This is a genomic window from Microcoleus asticus IPMA8 (assembly GCF_013179805.1).
In the GTDB taxonomy this organism is placed as follows: domain Bacteria; phylum Cyanobacteriota; class Cyanobacteriia; order Cyanobacteriales; family Microcoleaceae; genus Microcoleus; species Microcoleus asticus.
Genome location: NZ_SRRZ01000070.1, coordinates 19382 through 37598 on the forward strand (window position 1 = coordinate 19382; position 18217 = coordinate 37598).

At 40.6% G+C, this 18217-nt stretch carries 16 protein-coding genes; 10 read left to right on the forward strand and 6 right to left on the reverse strand.

What is annotated here, in order from left to right; translation table 11 throughout:
• Positions 1-20 precede the first annotated feature (20 nt).
• The 6 genes from E5S67_RS18860 to E5S67_RS18885 form a co-directional block, all read right to left on the reverse strand.
• Positions 21-929, reverse strand: a complete 909-nt coding sequence (locus tag E5S67_RS18860) for a glycosyltransferase family 2 protein (RefSeq protein WP_172189814.1) — start codon at positions 927-929, stop codon at positions 21-23.
• Positions 919-2115, reverse strand: coding sequence for a glycosyltransferase family 4 protein (locus E5S67_RS18865; RefSeq protein ID WP_172189816.1), 1197 nt, complete (start codon positions 2113-2115; stop codon positions 919-921). The genes E5S67_RS18860 and E5S67_RS18865 overlap by 11 nt, the downstream gene beginning before the upstream one ends.
• 95 nt (positions 2116-2210) lie before the next feature.
• On the reverse strand, positions 2211-3008 hold the full coding sequence (locus E5S67_RS18870; protein ID WP_172189818.1) for a hypothetical protein: 798 nt from the start codon (positions 3006-3008) through the stop codon (positions 2211-2213).
• A 30-nt stretch (positions 3009-3038) separates the two neighbouring features.
• Positions 3039-3911: a protein kinase family protein gene (locus tag E5S67_RS18875; RefSeq protein ID WP_216670569.1), complete on the reverse strand. Its 873-nt coding sequence runs from the start codon at positions 3909-3911 to the stop codon at positions 3039-3041.
• Positions 3912-3989: 78 nt separating this feature from the next.
• Complete coding sequence (locus E5S67_RS18880) at positions 3990-4685, reverse strand: sulfotransferase (protein ID WP_172189822.1); 696 nt, start codon at positions 4683-4685, stop codon at positions 3990-3992.
• 77 nt (positions 4686-4762) lie between these two features.
• Positions 4763-5869, reverse strand: a complete 1107-nt coding sequence (locus E5S67_RS18885; protein ID WP_172189824.1) for a glycosyltransferase family 61 protein — start codon at positions 5867-5869, stop codon at positions 4763-4765.
• A gap of 377 nt (positions 5870-6246) precedes the next feature.
• Between E5S67_RS18885 and E5S67_RS18890 the strand changes: the two genes are divergently transcribed.
• The 10 genes from E5S67_RS18890 (at position 6247) to E5S67_RS18935 (ending at position 17934) form a co-directional block, all read left to right on the forward strand.
• Positions 6247-8151 carry a transketolase C-terminal domain-containing protein gene (locus tag E5S67_RS18890; protein ID WP_172189826.1) on the forward strand — a complete coding sequence of 635 codons (1905 nt, stop codon included), beginning with the start codon at positions 6247-6249 and terminating at the stop codon, positions 8149-8151.
• A complete protein-coding gene (gene gmhB / locus E5S67_RS18895; RefSeq protein WP_172189828.1) occupies positions 8148-8684 on the forward strand; it encodes a D-glycero-beta-D-manno-heptose 1,7-bisphosphate 7-phosphatase in 537 nt (178 codons plus the stop codon). Before E5S67_RS18890 ends, gmhB begins: the two co-directional genes overlap by 4 nt.
• 118 nt (positions 8685-8802) lie before the next feature.
• Positions 8803-10095 carry a glycosyltransferase family 61 protein gene (locus E5S67_RS18900; protein WP_172189830.1) on the forward strand — a complete coding sequence of 431 codons (1293 nt, stop codon included), beginning with the start codon at positions 8803-8805 and terminating at the stop codon, positions 10093-10095.
• Between the two features lie 160 nt (positions 10096-10255).
• Positions 10256-11257 carry an SDR family oxidoreductase gene (locus E5S67_RS18905; RefSeq protein WP_172189832.1) on the forward strand — a complete coding sequence of 334 codons (1002 nt, stop codon included), beginning with the start codon at positions 10256-10258 and terminating at the stop codon, positions 11255-11257.
• Between the two features lie 9 nt (positions 11258-11266).
• On the forward strand, positions 11267-11689 hold the full coding sequence (locus E5S67_RS18910; RefSeq protein WP_216670570.1) for a secondary thiamine-phosphate synthase enzyme YjbQ: 423 nt from the start codon (positions 11267-11269) through the stop codon (positions 11687-11689).
• A gap of 5 nt (positions 11690-11694) precedes the next feature.
• The gene (locus E5S67_RS18915) at positions 11695-12822 is read left to right on the forward strand and encodes an aminotransferase class V-fold PLP-dependent enzyme (RefSeq protein ID WP_172189834.1); all 1128 of its coding nucleotides are present in this window, start codon (positions 11695-11697) and stop codon (positions 12820-12822) included.
• Positions 12823-12914: 92 nt separating this feature from the next.
• Positions 12915-13739: a sugar phosphate isomerase/epimerase family protein gene (locus E5S67_RS18920; RefSeq protein WP_172189836.1), complete on the forward strand. Its 825-nt coding sequence runs from the start codon at positions 12915-12917 to the stop codon at positions 13737-13739.
• A 53-nt stretch (positions 13740-13792) separates the two neighbouring features.
• Positions 13793-14548 carry an SDR family NAD(P)-dependent oxidoreductase gene (locus E5S67_RS18925; protein ID WP_172189838.1) on the forward strand — a complete coding sequence of 252 codons (756 nt, stop codon included), beginning with the start codon at positions 13793-13795 and terminating at the stop codon, positions 14546-14548.
• Positions 14549-14623: 75 nt separating this feature from the next.
• Complete coding sequence (locus E5S67_RS18930; protein WP_172189840.1) at positions 14624-15466, forward strand: HAD-IIB family hydrolase; 843 nt, start codon at positions 14624-14626, stop codon at positions 15464-15466.
• A 125-nt stretch (positions 15467-15591) separates the two neighbouring features.
• Positions 15592-17934 (forward strand): glycoside hydrolase family 31 protein, encoded by a 2343-nt coding sequence (locus E5S67_RS18935; RefSeq protein ID WP_172189842.1) that lies wholly within the window; start codon positions 15592-15594, stop codon positions 17932-17934.
• Positions 17935-18217 lie beyond the last annotated feature (283 nt).

Here is an 18217-nt window from a genome sequence, read left to right on the forward strand (position 1 = left end):
AGCCTGCCTTGACAAAACTTTTAATGCAACGGCTTGTTGGAATAGTCTCTCAACCAGCGTTTAACAAACAGCTCCCACATTGGTGCGGCTAAACTGGGTTTAAGCAGTCCGTAAATCCAGAATAGGCGATAGATTGGTGCACGTAAAATCCACTCGTAACTTTTGCCATTTTGGAGGATGAAGCGAATGTCCGCTAATACTGACCTGCGCCATTTACGTAGTGCCTGGTGCAAGCTCATTTTTTCCCCGTACATCGACTGAAATGCCAGCGCTTCTCTGTAAACTCGCTGATATACCTTCAGAAGACGCTCGTTGTGTGAGTGATATACGGCTGCTTCAGGCTCATAGATGATTTTGTAGCCCAGCCTTAGCATCGCCCGTGACCACTCCCAATCCTCACTACCAGTTAGCGTTTCATCAAAACAGTGTTTTTCCCAGCACTGACGACGAATAGCAGAATTAGCATTGGAAAAAAAGTGTTCGCCAGGACTATCCGGGTTTGTCTGAGTTCGTAGCTGGTCTCCATAAAACGCTAGGTCTCGCTGAACAGGGGGCCAAGCATCAGGTTGAGGAACCTGTTTGCCATAAACTCCCGCTACTTCAGGGTCATCAAAGTGCTTAACCAGGTTTTGCAACCAGTAGCGATCGCAGGGAAAAGCATGAGCGCTCAACGCTATAACGATTTCTGCCTCAGTAGCTTTAAAGCCAATGTTCAAAGAACGACCAAATGTAAATTCTTCAGGCTGAATTTGAATTAGCTTAACCTCACTCCACTGTTTGACAACATTAACTGTTTCATCAGTCGAGCCAGAATCTACCACAACAATATCGTTGATCTTGAAAGATTGACTTGTCACCAATCTCAAAGTTTTTGCTATGTCTTGAGCTTCGTTTTTTGTGCGTATTAATATGGTAGTTTTAATACTCATGGGATGTATCTTCGGATAGCAGGAGTACCCGCTCAATCACTTCCAATACTTCTTTCATACTCCGTTCTTCCCTAAACATTTCTTCTGCTCGCTGTTTGCAATGCTGACCAAGGTCGTGACGCAACTGTGGAGTCATAACCCAGTCTTGAATCGTCGTTACCAATTCTCTCACTGTGGCTTGCGAATCAATGTTGGGGTCAGGAAGTAATTTGCCAGTATTACCCAAGACTTCTGGAATACCCCCGACTGCTGTGGCAATGACTGGCAATCCTTTTGCCATAGCCTCAGCAATGGACATTCCAAATGCTTCCGATACTGAAGGCAATATAAAGATGTCAGAAGTATCTAGCCACTCTGAAACATTGGTAACTTGTCCTAAAAATTTAATTTTATCAGTTATTTCCAGTTGCTCAACTGCTTGTTGGAGTTCCTTTTCAAGTTGTGGCTCAAAAATTCCACCTCCAGCCCAGACAAAGTAAAGTTGAGACCATACTGAACTAAGCATCAACTGCTTAATTGCTTCTAACTGATACTGGTAGCCTTTTCGCAATTCTATGCGAGCCGCTGTGAAGCAAACTACAGCATCTGTTGGTATGTTAAGCGATTGGCGCAGGCGATCGCGCACGCCAAAATCGCAAGGAGTAAAATATTCTACAGGTCGTCCATAATAAATAACCTTTCCTTTATTCTTGGGAAGCTTGAATAATCTGTGTAATACACCTAAATCATCATAAGAAACAGCAATAACTGACTTGGCTTGAATGTAGTGATGTGATAGCTCATCTAGATATTCAACAAACCGAAGAGCCATATCTGGTAGAACCAGATTCTCGATTACAATGTAGGGTATTCCCAGTGGAATAGCGATTTGTTTAACGGCAAAGCTGGCGAACGGATGGGTGTTACTACAAATAATTAAACTTGGTTTTGGGGAGCTATTTATTAAAGTCGGTTGCCAACTTTCAACATCAAAGCCTCGTGAATTGTTTTTGTTCTTAGCTTCTACCCATAGGTGCTGAATACCCAACTGCTTTTGGAAGTTAATTACCCTATCATCATAGGCTGGGGGTTGTACACAGGTAACTTGATATCCCAATCTTGCTAATGTACACATAATTAAGTGATTGTTTTGTGCAACTCCGCCAACCCCTGGATCAAGTGTATACAAAAAAATATGTTTACTCATATTAGTGATAGTTGTAACATCGAAATCTGTACTCCACAAGTTTTTTGTCTCTGGTTCATATATCACTTTGAAAAACACTCATTAATTGGATTTTGTCACTCACTGTTCAAATATTGGTTGACTAATTCTCCTTTTGTTTCTAAAAGCTTTTCAATCACAATCTCGTAGACTTGATCGTTCATATCTATTCCCTGATAGCTATTATTTCTAAATGATGAACACAAATTTGCCGCGTAAATAGGAAATCCTAATAGTCTGACATACTCTTGAGTAAAATACCTTTTTTCTTGAGCAAGAGCATACATATTTAAAGGACTAAAAAGCCCTATATTATTGAAAAGAGGCAAAGGAAAAATTTGATGCAGATTAGTTAGAAATCTAGTACTAACTTCAATCGAGGAAAGTTTACCTTGATTATTCTTAACAATTTCTTTGCAAACATAAATATAAAAATCTAAAAAGCTATTATTTTGAGTAAACATAGTTAAAGCATTATGAACTTTACTACTACAAACAATTTTATTTTCCTCTACTGTACTTCCTGCTTCTAGCTCTATCCAAGCTTCGCGACAAAATAAATATTCTGCTCTCGTACTAATATCTAAGTTTTCTGGCTGAAAGATGAGAATGTCAGCATCTATCCAAACAGTTCGCTCATATCCTTTTAGAAGAAACTCTTTCGCTAATTCTAGTCGAGCTAAATCACTAATTGGCTGTATTTTTCCCTGCGCTTTTTCTTTATACCAATCCGGAACATAATCCAACAGTTTATCATCGATCATTTCATAATCGAATCCCTTCAGTGTTGCCCACTTTTTAACTGTTTGCATACAGGTATTAATCCAACTAGGTACATTGTGGGTACGATAAGACTGATAAACTATAGTTTTCATTTTTAAATAAGGAAATAACTCATTAGAGGATTATTCAACTTCGGCAAATATGGCAATTAAGCGATTTGCTGCTTTAGCTATAGGAACGTACAAATCTGATGGTATAGTCCAAGTATTACTTGGTTTGTTGGGGTCAACGTAGTACATAGAGAAACCTGCAATAAACTGCCTCATTCTGCTGATTCGATAGCCCTCTGCTTTCAGCATTGGCATGGCCTCAGTTTGGATGATTTTTAATAATTTATCATGACTACGAATTTGTCTCAAACAACTAAAAATAGTAAATGCCATTTCTAAATCTTCAAGAACTCTGTTGTCATCTTCCTCTTGTGACCATTCAATCTCAAAATCAATCAGTCGCACATTCCCTTGGGAATCTATAATTTCATTTTTCCCCCAGCGATCGCCATAAATGATTCCCTGTCTGTGAGCAAAGTTAAGTTCTCGCAGAAGCTTGAGCAGAATTTCTACTTGTCCTGCCTCCAGTAATTCATGGAATAATTTCCCTTCAATGTATTCAATCAGCATCCAATCTGTATCTGCTTTAATTAACTTAGGGACAGGCAAGCCAACAGTTAGGGCGTGGCTGATAAAGTCAATTTCTTCAGCAATCGTTCTAAGTTTAAATTTTCCTCCTATTTCTAAAAAACCTGTGTTCTCATACATCCGCTTCAAGTATGCGTTAATTCCTTCTAAGGAATTGCCACGTCTAGCGCGAAAAACGTATCGTTCCTCACCTATTGTAATTAATAAAACATAGTTTAATGCGGCTTCCCATTGAGTAGGCTCCTCAATTTTTGCTGTTTTTCCTTTCGGCAGTTGAGCTAAAGCACGCTCAAGTTTTTGAGCAATGTTTTCCGGCAGTACCACTTTTAAGTTTTCATTCAGTGGGTCGTTCATCACCTTAACCGATCCTTAATTAGAGGAGAAGCGAACATCTACAGAAAAGAAGCGTCTTCATCATGAATATAATGCTTCAGCTCAGAGCCTTGGTTTGATATCATAACTATGTTTTTGACTGAGTACAGCGTCCATTTTTTGATTATCATAGGAACACCCTAAAAAGTCAAGCATATTTTTAAAATTATTACTTTTACTAATAACATCTTCATATTGAATATGAAACGTGTTTTTATACTTAGTTAAATAACTATAAAATCGCTCCTCAGTTGTTAATATTATTTCTTTACTTATGTTATAATCTCGTTCTCGCCACCACCCACTTTGAAGAACATTCTCGATATTTCTGGTGTTAAAAAGAAACGCAACATTGGGAAAAATATTGGTTAAAAAGCTAAGATATTCGTCAAAATTATTCAAAATTTCTGGATAAGTATATCTTTCTTTAAAGCCGTAACACTGGACTTGCGGGGAATGGCTCTTGTCAGCAATAATTAATTCTTTAACTAATGATTGGCATCGAGTGAGGAATAATTTCTCATTTAATAAAGGCGCTCCATACCAAGGATGGTTGACAACCGTAGCTGGATAGTCAGCCGGAACATTAGCTGCTTTTTCTTTGGCTTTTAAGATTGCTTGATAAGTGTTAAATAGAGAAAAGCAGAAATTATTATTTTCTCCTCTAATCAGGCAACCTTCTAGGCTATTGAGAACTCCTTGTAATAACGTAGAACCAGTTCGACCGTAAGTAATTATTAAAATTGATTGATAATTCATAGTTGTTTGCTGACTGCTGATGTGAATAGGATATAGATAATTCTTGAATTAAACTCTCTCCCTAAATAATAGTATTATTAACTTCCTTCTTTGTCAATCATACGATTGAGAAAGTCATTTAATTCACGGCAATCAACAATCATATCATCATCTTGTGGTTTGCAAAGAATAAAACCATGTTTAAATCCTAGGCCTTTAGCCAGAGTATAAAAAAAGTAGCTGGGTTTTTGACCAAACAACTCAATAATAATTGGGTTGTTTGAAAAGATCATATTAGCAAAACCAGCTCCATGAGGAGCAACAATAATTTTTGCCTGGGAAAATATTTTTACCTGAGTTGGAAAATCTAAATCTTCCAAAACATAGGAAATAAAGCCCATTTTAGCTAAATTTTTATTTAATTCTTCTTCATTAATTACCCGACGGCAAAGAGCTTTTTTTCTGGAGATGATAATTTTTGGAGACAAAGGAATATCGCTAGTTTTACTAAAGTCAAGATTACTAAGTATTCGTTCGCCAAGCCAACGACAAGCTTTAATTGATTGACGACGTTGCTCCCGTCGGTTGGAGGGAATAACCAATCGGTTGACTTGAGCTTTATAGCCTTGCCACTCAATGCAATCCTCTGGGCTATACCCCATTAGTTCCAATGACTGCATTTTCCACAAAGGAGCATTTTTTTCAATGATTAATTTAGGTCGTTCACCAGTTTTTTCATAGTAGTGTTCAAGTGCTTCAATTCGTGTCAAACATTCTACCATCCAATGGGCATATAAATCGCTCCAACAATTAATTAATGAGCAAGCAAAATCAATTTTTTTTATATCTGAGGCAGATTGTAGGTAATGTAGAGATAATCCTTGATTTATAGTAGCTGTAATACTTTTTTCAAGACAGTCTTCTCTCGCTAATGCTGTCTCTAAAACAATTTTTATATCTTTTGTAACGCCAACAGCATGAGGACCAATTAAATATACATTTTGAATTTCCGCCACAAAAGGAATACTAAAACTAAACTCTCCTTCTTTTTCTTTGATAATTTCTGGAACCTCGTAGGAAGAGATTGACTGGTCATAATAAATTGATTCTTCGTATTTTAGCGAAAAAAATTTATTTTTCTTACGGGTATCAGCTTGAAAAATTAAGGTTTTTCTATCAAGTAGATTTTGCTGAATATATTTCATTAATAGAGGCTTTATTAGATTCTGTAGCCACTTTAGTTTTTGCCATGTTGGTATCTGTTTAATTAACCCGAACATCAAATTACATTTTTCCTTAGTTTTTGTCAGTACCTAAAATATTAGCCTATTTCTAATATCTGTATGATTAAGATATTTATATATTATTATAATAAATTTAACATGATTTAACACAATTGTTAAAATGTAAAAAATATATAACTTTCATAAAAAATTGTAACGTTACTTTGTAAAGTAACGTTAAAAACAAGGAGTCGGGGAGACATCGAGGCAGTAGAATTCTCTGGGTAAGTGTTAGCGCTAATTTTTTAGGGCGTGTTTCACTTAAGGAAAACTCGATAAGCTCTAAGGAACGAGAACCAATGCCTGTAACAACGTTACGCTTTCCCATTAACCTAGATGCTTACAAGCCGTTGAAATTAGATCCAGGTAATTCAACACTGACTAAAGATGAGCGAGAAACCCTCAAGGCTAATATTCAACTTTGTAGAGACGCTATTGTTTTCTTTACTGCCATAGCAGCAGCAAAAGGTCTAGGCGGTCATACAGGAGGGGCTTATGATACAGTTCCCGAAGTTATGATTCTAGATGCCTTCTTTCGGGGAGTACCAGATAAGTTTGTACCGATTTTCTTTGATGAAGCCGGACACCGAGTTGCCACACAATATCTCATGGCGACTCTACTCGGCGATCTTGATGCGGAAAATCTGCTGCACTATCGAGAACCCTATTCCAAACTTCTTGCTCATCCAGAACGGGGACGCACTCCTGGGGTGAAATTTAGTGCTGGGAGATTGGGACATATGTGGCCTTATGTGAATGGAGTAGCGATCGCTAATCCCAATCGGGTAGTCTTTTGTCTGGGATCAGATGGGTCACAGCAAGAAGGAAATAATGCCGAAGCAGCACGTTTAGCTGTAGCCAAAAATCTCAATGTCAAGTTAATTGTTGACGATAACAATTCTACCTGTAGTGGATACCCTTCAGATTATTTACCAGGTTTTAATGTCAGTCAAACCTTAGCTGGACATGGACTAACTGTACTAACAGGAGAAGGCGAAGACCTAGATGATTTGTATCGTCGTCTCTGTGAAGCAGCTACCACAGACGGTCCCGTAGCGGTTGTGAATAAACGCCAAATGTGTCCTGGTATTAGCGGGGTAGAGGGTACGCCCCTTGGTCATGATGCTCTGGCGTTGGATTTGGCGATCGCTTATCTAGAAACTCGCCGACACACTCAAGCTGTTAATTATCTCAAAGGAATTGTTCCACTCAAACCAACCTACACCTTTACAGGTTCTAGCAGTAAAACTCGCCATGTCTTCGATGCCACTGTCGTTTCAATTCTCGGTTCCATGACTCCCGCAGAACGCCAAGAAAATGTGATGTGCATCGACAGTGATTTGGGAGAGTCCTGTGGGATTAACAAAATTAGTCAAGCCTATCCAGAGATTTTCTATCACGGTGGCATCATGGAGCGAGGAAATTTCGCAGCCGCCGCGGGATTTGGCATGGAGGAAGGAAAACAGGGGATTTTCAGCACCTATAGCGCCTTTTTAGAAATGTGCATTTCAGAAATCACAATGGCGCGGCTGAATAAATCCAACGTTCTGTGCCAATTTTCCCATAGTGGTATAGATGAAATAGCAGATAATAGCTGCCATTTTGGTTTGAATAATATGTTTGCAGATAACGGGCTAGATGATGGCTACGAAACCCGTCTGTATTATCCAGTAGATGGCGGTCAAATGAAAGCCTGTGTGGAGACTGTGTTTCATCAACCAGGTTTACGGTTTATCTTTTCCAGTCGTTCCCCAGTCCCCGATATCCTGGATGCTGATGGCAAACCTTTGTATGGAGACGGCTATACCTTTGTTCCGGGAAAGGATGACGTTGTACGTGAGGGTACAGCAGGGTACATTGTCAGCTTTGGTGAAGTAATTTACCGCGCTCTTGAGGTGGTGGAAAATCTCAAGCAAGCAGGAATTGATGTAGGGCTAATCAACAAGCCAACGCTGAATCTGGTTGATGAAGACATCATGGCAAAGATTGGCTCCACACCCTTTGTCTTGGTCGTTGAATCGTTAAATCGTCGCACAGGGCTGGGAATTCGATTTGGGTCCTGGTTACTAGAGCGCGGTTTTTCTCCCAAATATGCCTATATGGGTACTCATCAAGAAGGTTCGAGTGGAGTATGGGAGCAATTACCTCATCAAGGTATTGATGCTATTGGGATTATGAACAAAGTCAAGGACTTAGCGAGGTGATCAAAGTAGCTTTTCTCGATCGCGATGGTGTTATCAATGTTGATTATGGGTATGTTGCGATTCGTGAGCAGTTTGAGTTTATCGAGGGCGTGTTTACAGTCTGTCGTCTACTGCATAATTTGGGTTACGAGCTGATTGTAATTACTAATCAGTCGGGTATTGCCCGCGGTTATTATTCCGAACAGGACTTTTTAGACCTGAGTGAATGGATGTGCGAGCAGTTTACCAGACAAGGCGTGCCATTGCTGGATATCTTTTATTGCCCACATCACCCCCAAGCTGCTATACCTAATTATTGCAGGAACTGCAGGTGTCGTAAACCGTCCCCAGGAATGATTGAACAGGCTTGCCGGAAATATCCAATAGATCTTAAAAGGTCAATGATGATTGGTGATAAAATATCGGATATGCAAGCTGCCAAATCGGCAGGGGTCGGTAGATTTTATTTACTGAGTAAAGAAGTTGTTGCTCCAGAAGAGATAGAGGTTTCGGCTAGGCTGGACAACTTAGCCCAACTAAAGTATTTTGTTTAAAAATATTGGAGGTAAATCTGTTTATTAATTATTGAGAAACTCCCCGGAATTTTCTTCTTTAAGAGATGAAAAGAATTACTTTTTAATTGGCAATCTAAACGGAGAGGCTTATAAATAGATGAACAGAGGTGGGGGCAGTCTTAAACATTTGCTGATTCTCATAATAATATATCCTATATTATTAAATTTTATCGATACTCATATTCTCACAACAACTGAAGCAATGGAGCAAGGTAAAAGGGAAAATAATCTTCCTAAATTTGAAGATGAATATCAACAAATAGCTGCTCTCAAGTTGATCTACTTATTTTTGTTTAATTATATTAATAAACATTTAATTAGAAGGTCAGAGTTGATAGAATCCTCCGAGAATAACCATAATTTATATCGATTAAAGTATGATGAGACTGTTGAAATTCAACAGCCCATCAGTTATCAACCAATACCCAGTGTATTAAAAGAAAAAGAAGGAATTTTTAAATTTACCGTTCCTTTTGCTACTGAAGTTAAAAATGTTGAACTGTTTGGGATTGATGCTATTGGGTTTTCTGAAGATAGAAAGATCATTTTAGAAACAGCTTTAGACAGAGTAGACTGTTTAGAACACAGTGTCATTTCAACACTTAAGCAAGGTTTTAATTTCCAATATATTAGACCTATCTCTGATTCCGAACATATTGATTTAGCTTGTTCATTAGTTAATTATTGGAGTCGTTTGTACGCTCATTGGATTTCTGAGGGCTTAACTCGGCTAGAAGCCCTAGAATATTATTCTAAAAAGACAGGCAAAAAACCAGTATTAATAATCGATAAAGACCCTCCACATTGGAAAATTAAATCTTTAGAATTGATGGGTTATCGGGTAGAAGATTGTCTTCAATGGAATGGATATAGAGCTAAGATTAACGAATTAGTTATTTGCTCTAAGCGGCGGGAAGAAGGCCGAGTTTCAATCAAAGCTTGTTCTTGGGTAAAAGAACGTATTCTTGGTAATATAGATAGTTATGCGATTTCAAAAATTCCTTTGAGTCCAAACGTTTTTCTTTCTCGCCGTCAAACAAATGCTCGACGCATTCTCAATGAAGAAGAAGTGATAGAAACTTTAGCAAAAATGGATTTCGTTACTTATGTTCTTGAAGATATAGATTGGCAAGATCAGGTAAAAATTTTTGCTCAAGCCAAAATTATTGTTGCTCCTCATGGAGCCGGATTAACAAATATGATTTTCTCTCATAGGGCAACTATCATTGAAATATTTGGTCAAAAAATTAGTCATTTTTTCTATACTATAGCTCAAGGCTTAGGAGTTAATTACGGATGTCTCTTTTGTGAAGCAAATAACGAGAATATTATTGTTGACTGCGAAGAATTAGCTAAACTCATTTATAAAATGTCAAACAAAAAGTTATAGTTATATAGCTGTCATATTTAATGACAGAAAAAACCAACCGATACACGCGAGCCAGAACAGTATAATAGAAAAATAAATTTAGAAGATATAAATTGAATTGGTGAGACAAAAGTGTGTTATAGTAATAAACGTTCTAACAGATTAGAATATCAAGCTTTGAATGAACAGTCAAGTGAATTCTCCTAAACGTTGCTTAGTGACTGGTGCTGCTGGGTTTATTGGCAGTCACTTGTGCGATCGCCTCCTAAAATCCGGTCATAGTGTTGTTGGTTTGGATAATTTGGTTACAGGGCGAACTGCTAATCTAAGAGTAGCTCAAACCTCTAAAAATTTTACTTTTATGGAGCAGGATATAGCCAATATTTCCGCTCCCACCCTAGCAGACATAGATTGGGTATTTCATTTAGCAGGATTAGCTGATTTAGTTCCCTCAATCCAAAATCCAGGAGACTACTATCATTCTAATTTACATAGTACCTTCGCTCTTTTGGAGGCTTGCCGTACTGCTCAAATCGAGAGGTTTATTTACACAGCTTCCTCAACCTGCTACGGCATTCCTGACCAATATCCAACACCAGAAACATATCCCTGCCATCCCAAACACCCCTACGGATTGACTAAATATATGGGGGAACAACTCGTCATGCATTGGGCGCAAGTTTATAAACTTCCAGCCCTTTCATTACGACTCTTTAACGTTTATGGGCCGCGATCGCGCACGACTGGCGCGTATGGTGCGGTATTTGGCGTGTTTTTGGCTCAGAAACTAGCCGGAACACCTTTCACTGTCGTGGGCGATGGGACTCAAACTAGAGACTTTACCTTTGTCAGCGATGTAGTAGAAGCGTTTGTCAAAGCTGCTCAATCTGATATTATAGGCGAAATTATCAACATTGGTTCCGGTCAATCTGAAAGCGTTTTGAGACTCGTTCAATTATTAGAAGGCCCGATCGTCCATATCCCCAAACGTCCAGGAGAACCTGATTGTACTTGGGCAGATATTACCAAGGCTACGACTCTTTTAGGATGGCAACCTCAAGTAACCTTGAGTCAAGGGGTAACTGAGATGTTAGCCAATATTGAACTCTGGCGAGATGCTCCAGTCTGGACACCGGGAGCGATTCAGCAAGAGACAAAATCCTGGTTTGAGCATCTAGGTTAAGGAATTAACATGACAAACTCATCGATAAGACTTTACCAACAAGCGATTCAGGTACAAACCACTGGTAAATCGCTCTGTCAAATTACACGCCAAGTGCAAGCGATCGTCACAGAATCGGGAATTCAAGCAGGGCTTTGTACTCTTTTTCTGCGTCATACTTCAGCCAGTTTACTGATTCAGGAGAATGATGCGCGACCGGATGTAGAAGCATTTTTTGCCAAATTAGTTCCAGAAACAGGTCAATATCTCTTAGCTGGAGAGGGTTTAGACGATATGCCTGCCCATATTCGAGCCGCCCTCACCAACACTTCCGAACAAATTCCCGTTGGTGAAGGTCTTTTACTTATGGGTAAGTTGCAAGACATCTATATTTGGGAACATCGCCAGTCTGGTCATTCTCGTGAAGTGATTCTCAACATTTTGGGATATTAAATAAAGTGCAAAAACAATTAACGATTAATCAAATTCCCTTTGTCAATCTCAAAAGTCAACACGCTTCCCTGAAGTCTGAGTTGCTGGCAGAAATTGGCGAAGTCATTGATGAGGGGAACTTTATTTTAGGCGAGCAAGTTGCTGAGTTTGAGCGTCAGTTTGCTCAATTGTGCGGTGTTCGTTATGCCATTGGCGTAAATTCTGGGACAGATGCTTTAATTTTCGCACTCAAAGCAATTGGTATTCGTTCCGGTGATGAAGTTATTACTGTTCCTAATTCTTTTGTGGCTTCAGCTAGCTGTATTCGCGTGCTTGGAGCTAGACCTGTATTCGTTGATGTGGGCGATGATTACAATATTGATCCCAGCCAAATTTTATCTGCTATTACCCCTAAGACCAAGGCAATTCTCCCAGTCCATCTTACAGGGCGACCTTGCGATATGGAGCCAATTTTAACCATTGCTCAAGAAAAAGGAATAGCCGTAGTAGAGGATGCGGCTCAAGCTGTACTGGCTGAGTATCAAGGTCAGCCAGTGGGTTCTTTTGGAACAGTGGGCTGTTTTAGCTTACATCCACTCAAAAACTTAAATGCTTGTGGAGATGGGGGAGTGTTAGTTACAGATAATCCAGAACTGTACGACAAGCTGAAAATTATGCGTAATATTGGCTTGCGTAGTCGCGATGACTGTGTTTTATGGTCTCACAATTCCCGTTTAGATACTTTACAAGCAGCAATTCTTTTAGTCAAATTGCGGTACCTCCAAGAATGGACACAGCGGCGTCGGGAAAATGCTCGCTATTACCAAACTCAACTTGCTGGCATTCCTCAGATCCAAATGCCGTCAGAACGTGAGCGGGAAAAATGCGTGTACCACACCTTCGTCATCCAAGCTAAACGGCGCGATGAATTGCGCCAATTTTTGAGCGATCGCGGTATTGGCACGGCAATTCACTATCCCGTACCAATTCATTTGTCTACAGCAGGCAAAGAATTAGGCTATGCAGAAGGCAGTTTTCCCGTTGCAGAGATGCAGTCACACCAAATTCTGAGTTTACCTATTTATCCAGAATTAACAGTTGCTCAACTTGAGGAAGTCTGTCAGAGCATTAAATTGTTCTATCAATATGTGTAATGTGTAGGTTTGAAAAACTTATCGCGCAAACAATGATATAATCCCATTTGGGATTCCTAACTTTTAAAACAGTCGTATCAGGAGGTTTAAATATGCCGAATAACATCAATTCATCAAACATTGCCTGTGCAGCTTGGGGCTGGAGAGAAGTAGAAATACCGGAATATTTTCACTGGGTAGCCAACCAAGGTATTCGCTCAGTAGAAGTCAATGCTCATCCACAAGCAGCCAAACACCTTCTAGATAGTGGTAACGACGAATCAGTCGCCAAGATTGCTACTTGGGCAGAGGAAGCCGGAGTAGATATCATCTGTATAGCCGCACGAAATGATTTCACTATTCCCGACGAAATAGCTCTAGAAAAAGAGATTCAAAGAGTACAGCGTTTTATTGACATAGCTAAACAACTGGGGGCAAAATTCGTCCGCTTATTATCTGGTGGTCATAGAAACGATAACGTTCCGCCAGAGGTTTTTACTCGGCTTCACTATGCTTTTAACCAAATTGGTGATTACGCCGAAGCACATGGTATTAAAATAACCATTGAAAATCACGGTGGTCCAACAGCAACAGGGCAACGAGTTGCCAAGATTATGGAAGGCATCAAGAGTCCTGTTGTTGGAGTCAACTACGATCCTGCTAACTTTTTGAACCAGGGGACAGATCCTCTGATGGCACTACGCTACATCCTTCCTTGGGTAAACTACAGTCATTGGAAAGATGTCACATGGGCTGATGGCAGGCCCCAGTTCTGTGCTTTTGGAAAGGGAGAAATCGTTTGGGAGCCTATTATCACAGAACTATTGAATGCAGGTTATCGAGGATACTGGGCAGTTGAGTACGAAGAACCAGCAGATGTTCAGCATGGCACTAAAGAGAGTTTGGATTATTTGTGCCAATTGTTACAAGAGTTTTGATTCCTGTTCTCAGTCACGTGATTTCTAATTTTTATAAGAGGATACCCGATTAAATGTCATTTTCTTTAGATGGACACGTTGCCTTAGTCACAGGAAGCAGTGCTGGGTTGGGGAAAGCGATCGCCTTGAGGCTAGGTTTAGCGGGTGCTAAGGTCGCCCTCAACTACAACAACAATTTATCGCGTGCAGAAACTGCGCTGGCAGAGTTACAAGACCTTGGCTGTGAGGCTGTCCTCGTCAAGGGTGATGTAACCAATGAAGAAGATGTGACAGCGATTTACGAAGCGATCGCTACACAGTTAGGATCTGTAGATATTTTAGTGCTGAATGCAACCGGAAATCAGCCCCAAATACCCTTTGAAGAGTACACTTGGCAAGATTTCCAGACAATGATCGACTTTTTTATCAAGAGTCCTTTCTTGCTCACCCGTGCTTGCTTACCCGCGATGAAGGAGAAACAATGGGGACGAATTATCAATATCAGTAGCGATGTTTTTTTTCGGACAGTCAACAACTTCAGCGCTTATGTTACCGCTAAAGGCGGACAAATCGGGTTCACCCGCAGCATGGCCACCGAACTTGCTCCATTTGGCATTACAGTGAATGCGATCGCTCCAGGGTGGATTCCTGTAGAACGTCACGAGACTACCCCTCAAGAGAAAAAAGATGCTTACCAAGTAAGAATTCCCATGCAGCATTGGGGTACTCCACAGGATATTGCGGAAGCAGTGCTTTACTTCGCTAGTCAAGAGTCCAAATTTGTTACGGGACAGTATTTGTGTATCAATGGTGGCATATCTCTAATGTAAATCCAGATTTTTTGACACTAAATAATTCATAGCCAACTCCTAATAGAAGCACAAATAAGATTGTCGAGGCTTGATATGAAATATTCCGAACATAAGACAAAGCTCTTACCTCCAGTCACAAAACCAAACTACGTTGTTTTTACAGATTTTGATGAAACTTATCTTGCTCACGAAAACAAAGAGTGTCATCAAAAGGAGCGAAAAGAACTTGAGGAGTATTTACTAAACAACTCTCAGAAAAAACACATTATTTTTGGTTGGGTTACTGGCAGCAGTATAACTTCAATATTTTCTAAAATGAGTATATATCAGTTAAGATTATTACCTCATTTTATAGCCAGTAGTTTAGGTACAGAACTGATATACTTCGATGAAAAACACTACGGTGAAAAAGATGAAATATGGGAAAGCAATCTCAGAAAAAGTGGGTTTTCAGATAAGTTAGTTAATAATTTAGTTAAAATTTTGAAATTAGATGGAATAAATCTGATACCACAACCTCAAATAGCAGATTCTCAATTTTTAAAAAATTACTATTACTATCAACAAAACAGACAACTTGATAGACAGGCGATTTTTAAAATAAAATATTTAGCTAAAAATGCTGGAATTAAAGTAAATATTAGTCAATGTAATCCATTAGTTGGAGATCCACAAAATTGCTATGATGTCGATTTTATCCCTTCAGGAACAGGGAAAAAACATATAGTTAATTTTATTTTAAGCCAGACAAATGTAAACTATCAAAACTCTATAGCTTTTGGCGAAAGTGGCAATGATATCGAAATGCTTCAAGCAGTTGGACATGGTTATTTAGTTGGCAACGCTACAAGCGAAGCTAAAAAATTGCATTCTCAAATAGAAGATAATGAGTACACCAAAGGAATATTGTCTGTATTAAAAAGACTTATAAAGTAATTTATGAATTTAGGACTATTGCCAAAGTTAAATTTAAATCTTTGCTATGCCTAAAGATACAAGCTTTTTACCAGTAGTTTATGTAAATCTCAATTGGAGAAACAATTATCTTTTAATCAGGGATTATGCCGCAATACTTCGGGCAACTGCATACCAGCGAGCAGCCTTGGTCAATCCTGGGAGCAGTACAATCAATACAACAGAATCAGCGCCGTATCCTTTTCAAATGCGGCGACCCCTGCCTTGCTATTAGCGTGCTTGCGCCAAACTTAATTCGGGTACGGATGACGCCAACTGGTCAATTCCTGCCTCATCGGTCATGGGCAGTCACACAAGGAGATGAAGAATGGCCTACTGTGCCGTTTGAGGTGCGAGAAACCGTAGATGCAGTAGAAATTCAGACTGAACAGCTTCGCGTTCTTGTTAACCAGAATCCTTGTCGTATCCAATGCTTCGACAAATCCGGACAACCCTTTGCTCAGGATACAGACCAGGCGATGGGGTGGCGGACTGGCGCTACTGCTGGGTGGAAACAAATTGAAGCTGACGAACATTTCTATGGCTTCGGCGAACCCACTGGTTTACTCGACCAACTGTCTAAAGTGAGAACTAATTGGACAAGTGATGCCATTGATTTCGGCATTCTTACAGACAGTATGTATCACGCGATTCCCTTTTTTATGGCGTTGCGTCCGGGAGTGGGGTATGGAGTTTTCTTCAACACCACATTTTGGAGTCGATTCGATCTAGGTGCAGAGCAACCTGGAGTCTGGCGGATGGAAACGCAAGCTAGCGAACTGGATTATTACATTATTTACGGCCCCGAACCCGCAAAAATTCTCGATACTTACACCCAGCTAACCGGACGGATGCCTATGCCGCCTCGATGGTCGCTTGGGTATCACCAGTGTCGCTGGAGTTACGAGTCACAAGATATAATCCGCAAATTAGCTAGTGAATTTCGTCAGCGCCAGATTCCCTGCGATGTCATCCACTTCGATATCGACTACATGAATGGGTACCGGATTTTTACCTGGAGTCCCAAGCGGTTCGCTAACCCGAAAGAATTGGTAGACGACCTCAAGCAGAATGGCTTTAAGGTGGTGCCAATTTCTGAACCTGGGGTCAAGTACGACCCAGAAGCCGATTATCAAGTCTTTGACGAGGGACTTAAGAACGACTATTTTATCCGCAAAACTAACGGTCAACTGTTTCACGGCTACGTTTGGCCTGATAAAGCCGTTTTTCCCGACTTCATGCGCTCTGAAGTCAGGGACTGGTGGGGAAATTTACAAAAAAGCCTAACCGACATCGGTGTTGCTGGTATCTGGAACGATATGAACGAACCCGCACTTGATGACCGACCGTTCGGCGACCCCGGTAACAAGATAACGTTTCCCCTTGACGCCCCACAGGGTCCAGCGGATGAGAAAACAAACCATGCGGAAACTCACAACCTCTACGGGTTGATGATGGCACAGGCATCTTATCAAGGGATGGAAAAGTCACGTCCGGGAGAGCGTGCTTTCTTCCTAAGCCGCGCCGGATATGCTGGCATTCAACGTTGGTCAGCCGTATGGACGGGAGATAATCAATCTTTGTGGGAACACATGGAGATGTCCATCCCGATGCTTTGTAACCTGGGTTTATCGGGCGTCGCTTTTGTGGGTACGGATATTGGAGGGTTTGCGGGTAATGCGACGGCGGAATTATTTGCTCGTTGGATGCAGTTAGGAATGCTTTACCCGTTCATGCGGGGTCACTCGGCGCTAACTACAGCACAGCACGAACCTTGGGCATTTGGTGACCAGGTTGAAAAAATTTGTCGCGAATACATCGAACTCCGTTACCAATTGCTGCCCTACACATACACCCTCTTCTGGGAAGCGACAACTACTGGAGCGCCAATTTTGCGCCCCTTGCTCTATCATTTTCCCAATGACCCGAAGACCTTCACTATCGCCGATCAGATAATGCTTGGCCCTTCGTTACTAGCAGCACCGATTTACCGTCCAGGTGTCGAACACCGTGCCGTTTATTTGCCGGAAGGTCGCTGGTACGACTGGTGGAGTGACGAGGTTTTTGAAGGGCCGATCGCTATCCTCGCCCACGCACCACTGGAGCGGATGCCATTATATGTCCGTGCAGGCTCGATTATTCCGATGGCACCAGTAATGCAATACGTAGATGAACGCCCCCTAGACGCTCTGACGCTTCGGATCTGGAGGGGCACAGGTCAGTTTACCCTTTATGAGGATGACGGTCATACTTTTGAGTACAAAACAGGTGCCTTTTGCACAACAACTTATCAAGTTCGTTCCGAAGGGCAACAAATTATTGTTGAGATTGGATCGCGAGAGGGTAGCTTTTTACCTGCAGGGCGTGAAACTATCGTGGAACTCGTCGGCATTGGTGAACAGCGCTTTGTCGATCGTGGCACCGCACAGCAGTTGACGTTTTCAATATAGAATACCAGTCCAGTCAGCAATTGAGAAGGCAATTTTTTTCGGGGAGATGGGGGTGCGATTTGTTGATTGAATATGTACGGTAACTAGCCAGTTTCAGGGGGCGACAACGAGGCTAAAGCGGTTGCTCTATCAGCTTTCTAGCTCTTAGCCCCCTCCGGTAAAATGACTGCTTATTGCGAACTAAACTCATCATATAGCAATCCTAAATGATTTTCTATGTATAAGTGTACTGATGAATTTTGGGGAAATCAAATTTATGTTCCTTAGTGAAGAACTCAAACAA

What these genes read in the sequence shown, in the direction of transcription:
- E5S67_RS18860 (WP_172189814.1), bottom strand. Translation starts at nt 929, where the DNA reads ATGAGTATTAAAACTACCATATTAATACGCACAAAAAACGAAGCTCAA.
- E5S67_RS18865 (WP_172189816.1), bottom strand. Translation starts at nt 2,115, where the DNA reads ATGAGTAAACATATTTTTTTGTATACACTTGATCCAGGGGTTGGCGGA.
- E5S67_RS18870 (WP_172189818.1), bottom strand. Translation starts at nt 3,008, where the DNA reads ATGAAAACTATAGTTTATCAGTCTTATCGTACCCACAATGTACCTAGT.
- E5S67_RS18880 (WP_172189822.1), bottom strand. Translation starts at nt 4,685, where the DNA reads ATGAATTATCAATCAATTTTAATAATTACTTACGGTCGAACTGGTTCT.
- E5S67_RS18885 (WP_172189824.1), bottom strand. Translation starts at nt 5,869, where the DNA reads ATGAAATATATTCAGCAAAATCTACTTGATAGAAAAACCTTAATTTTT.
- E5S67_RS18890 (WP_172189826.1), top strand. Translation starts at nt 6,247, where the DNA reads ATGCCTGTAACAACGTTACGCTTTCCCATTAACCTAGATGCTTACAAG.
- E5S67_RS18900 (WP_172189830.1), top strand. Translation starts at nt 8,803, where the DNA reads ATGAACAGAGGTGGGGGCAGTCTTAAACATTTGCTGATTCTCATAATA.
- E5S67_RS18905 (WP_172189832.1), top strand. Translation starts at nt 10,256, where the DNA reads ATGAACAGTCAAGTGAATTCTCCTAAACGTTGCTTAGTGACTGGTGCT.
- E5S67_RS18910 (WP_216670570.1), top strand. Translation starts at nt 11,267, where the DNA reads ATGACAAACTCATCGATAAGACTTTACCAACAAGCGATTCAGGTACAA.
- E5S67_RS18920 (WP_172189836.1), top strand. Translation starts at nt 12,915, where the DNA reads ATGCCGAATAACATCAATTCATCAAACATTGCCTGTGCAGCTTGGGGC.
- E5S67_RS18925 (WP_172189838.1), top strand. Translation starts at nt 13,793, where the DNA reads ATGTCATTTTCTTTAGATGGACACGTTGCCTTAGTCACAGGAAGCAGT.
- E5S67_RS18930 (WP_172189840.1), top strand. Translation starts at nt 14,624, where the DNA reads ATGAAATATTCCGAACATAAGACAAAGCTCTTACCTCCAGTCACAAAA.
- E5S67_RS18935 (WP_172189842.1), top strand. Translation starts at nt 15,592, where the DNA reads ATGCCGCAATACTTCGGGCAACTGCATACCAGCGAGCAGCCTTGGTCA.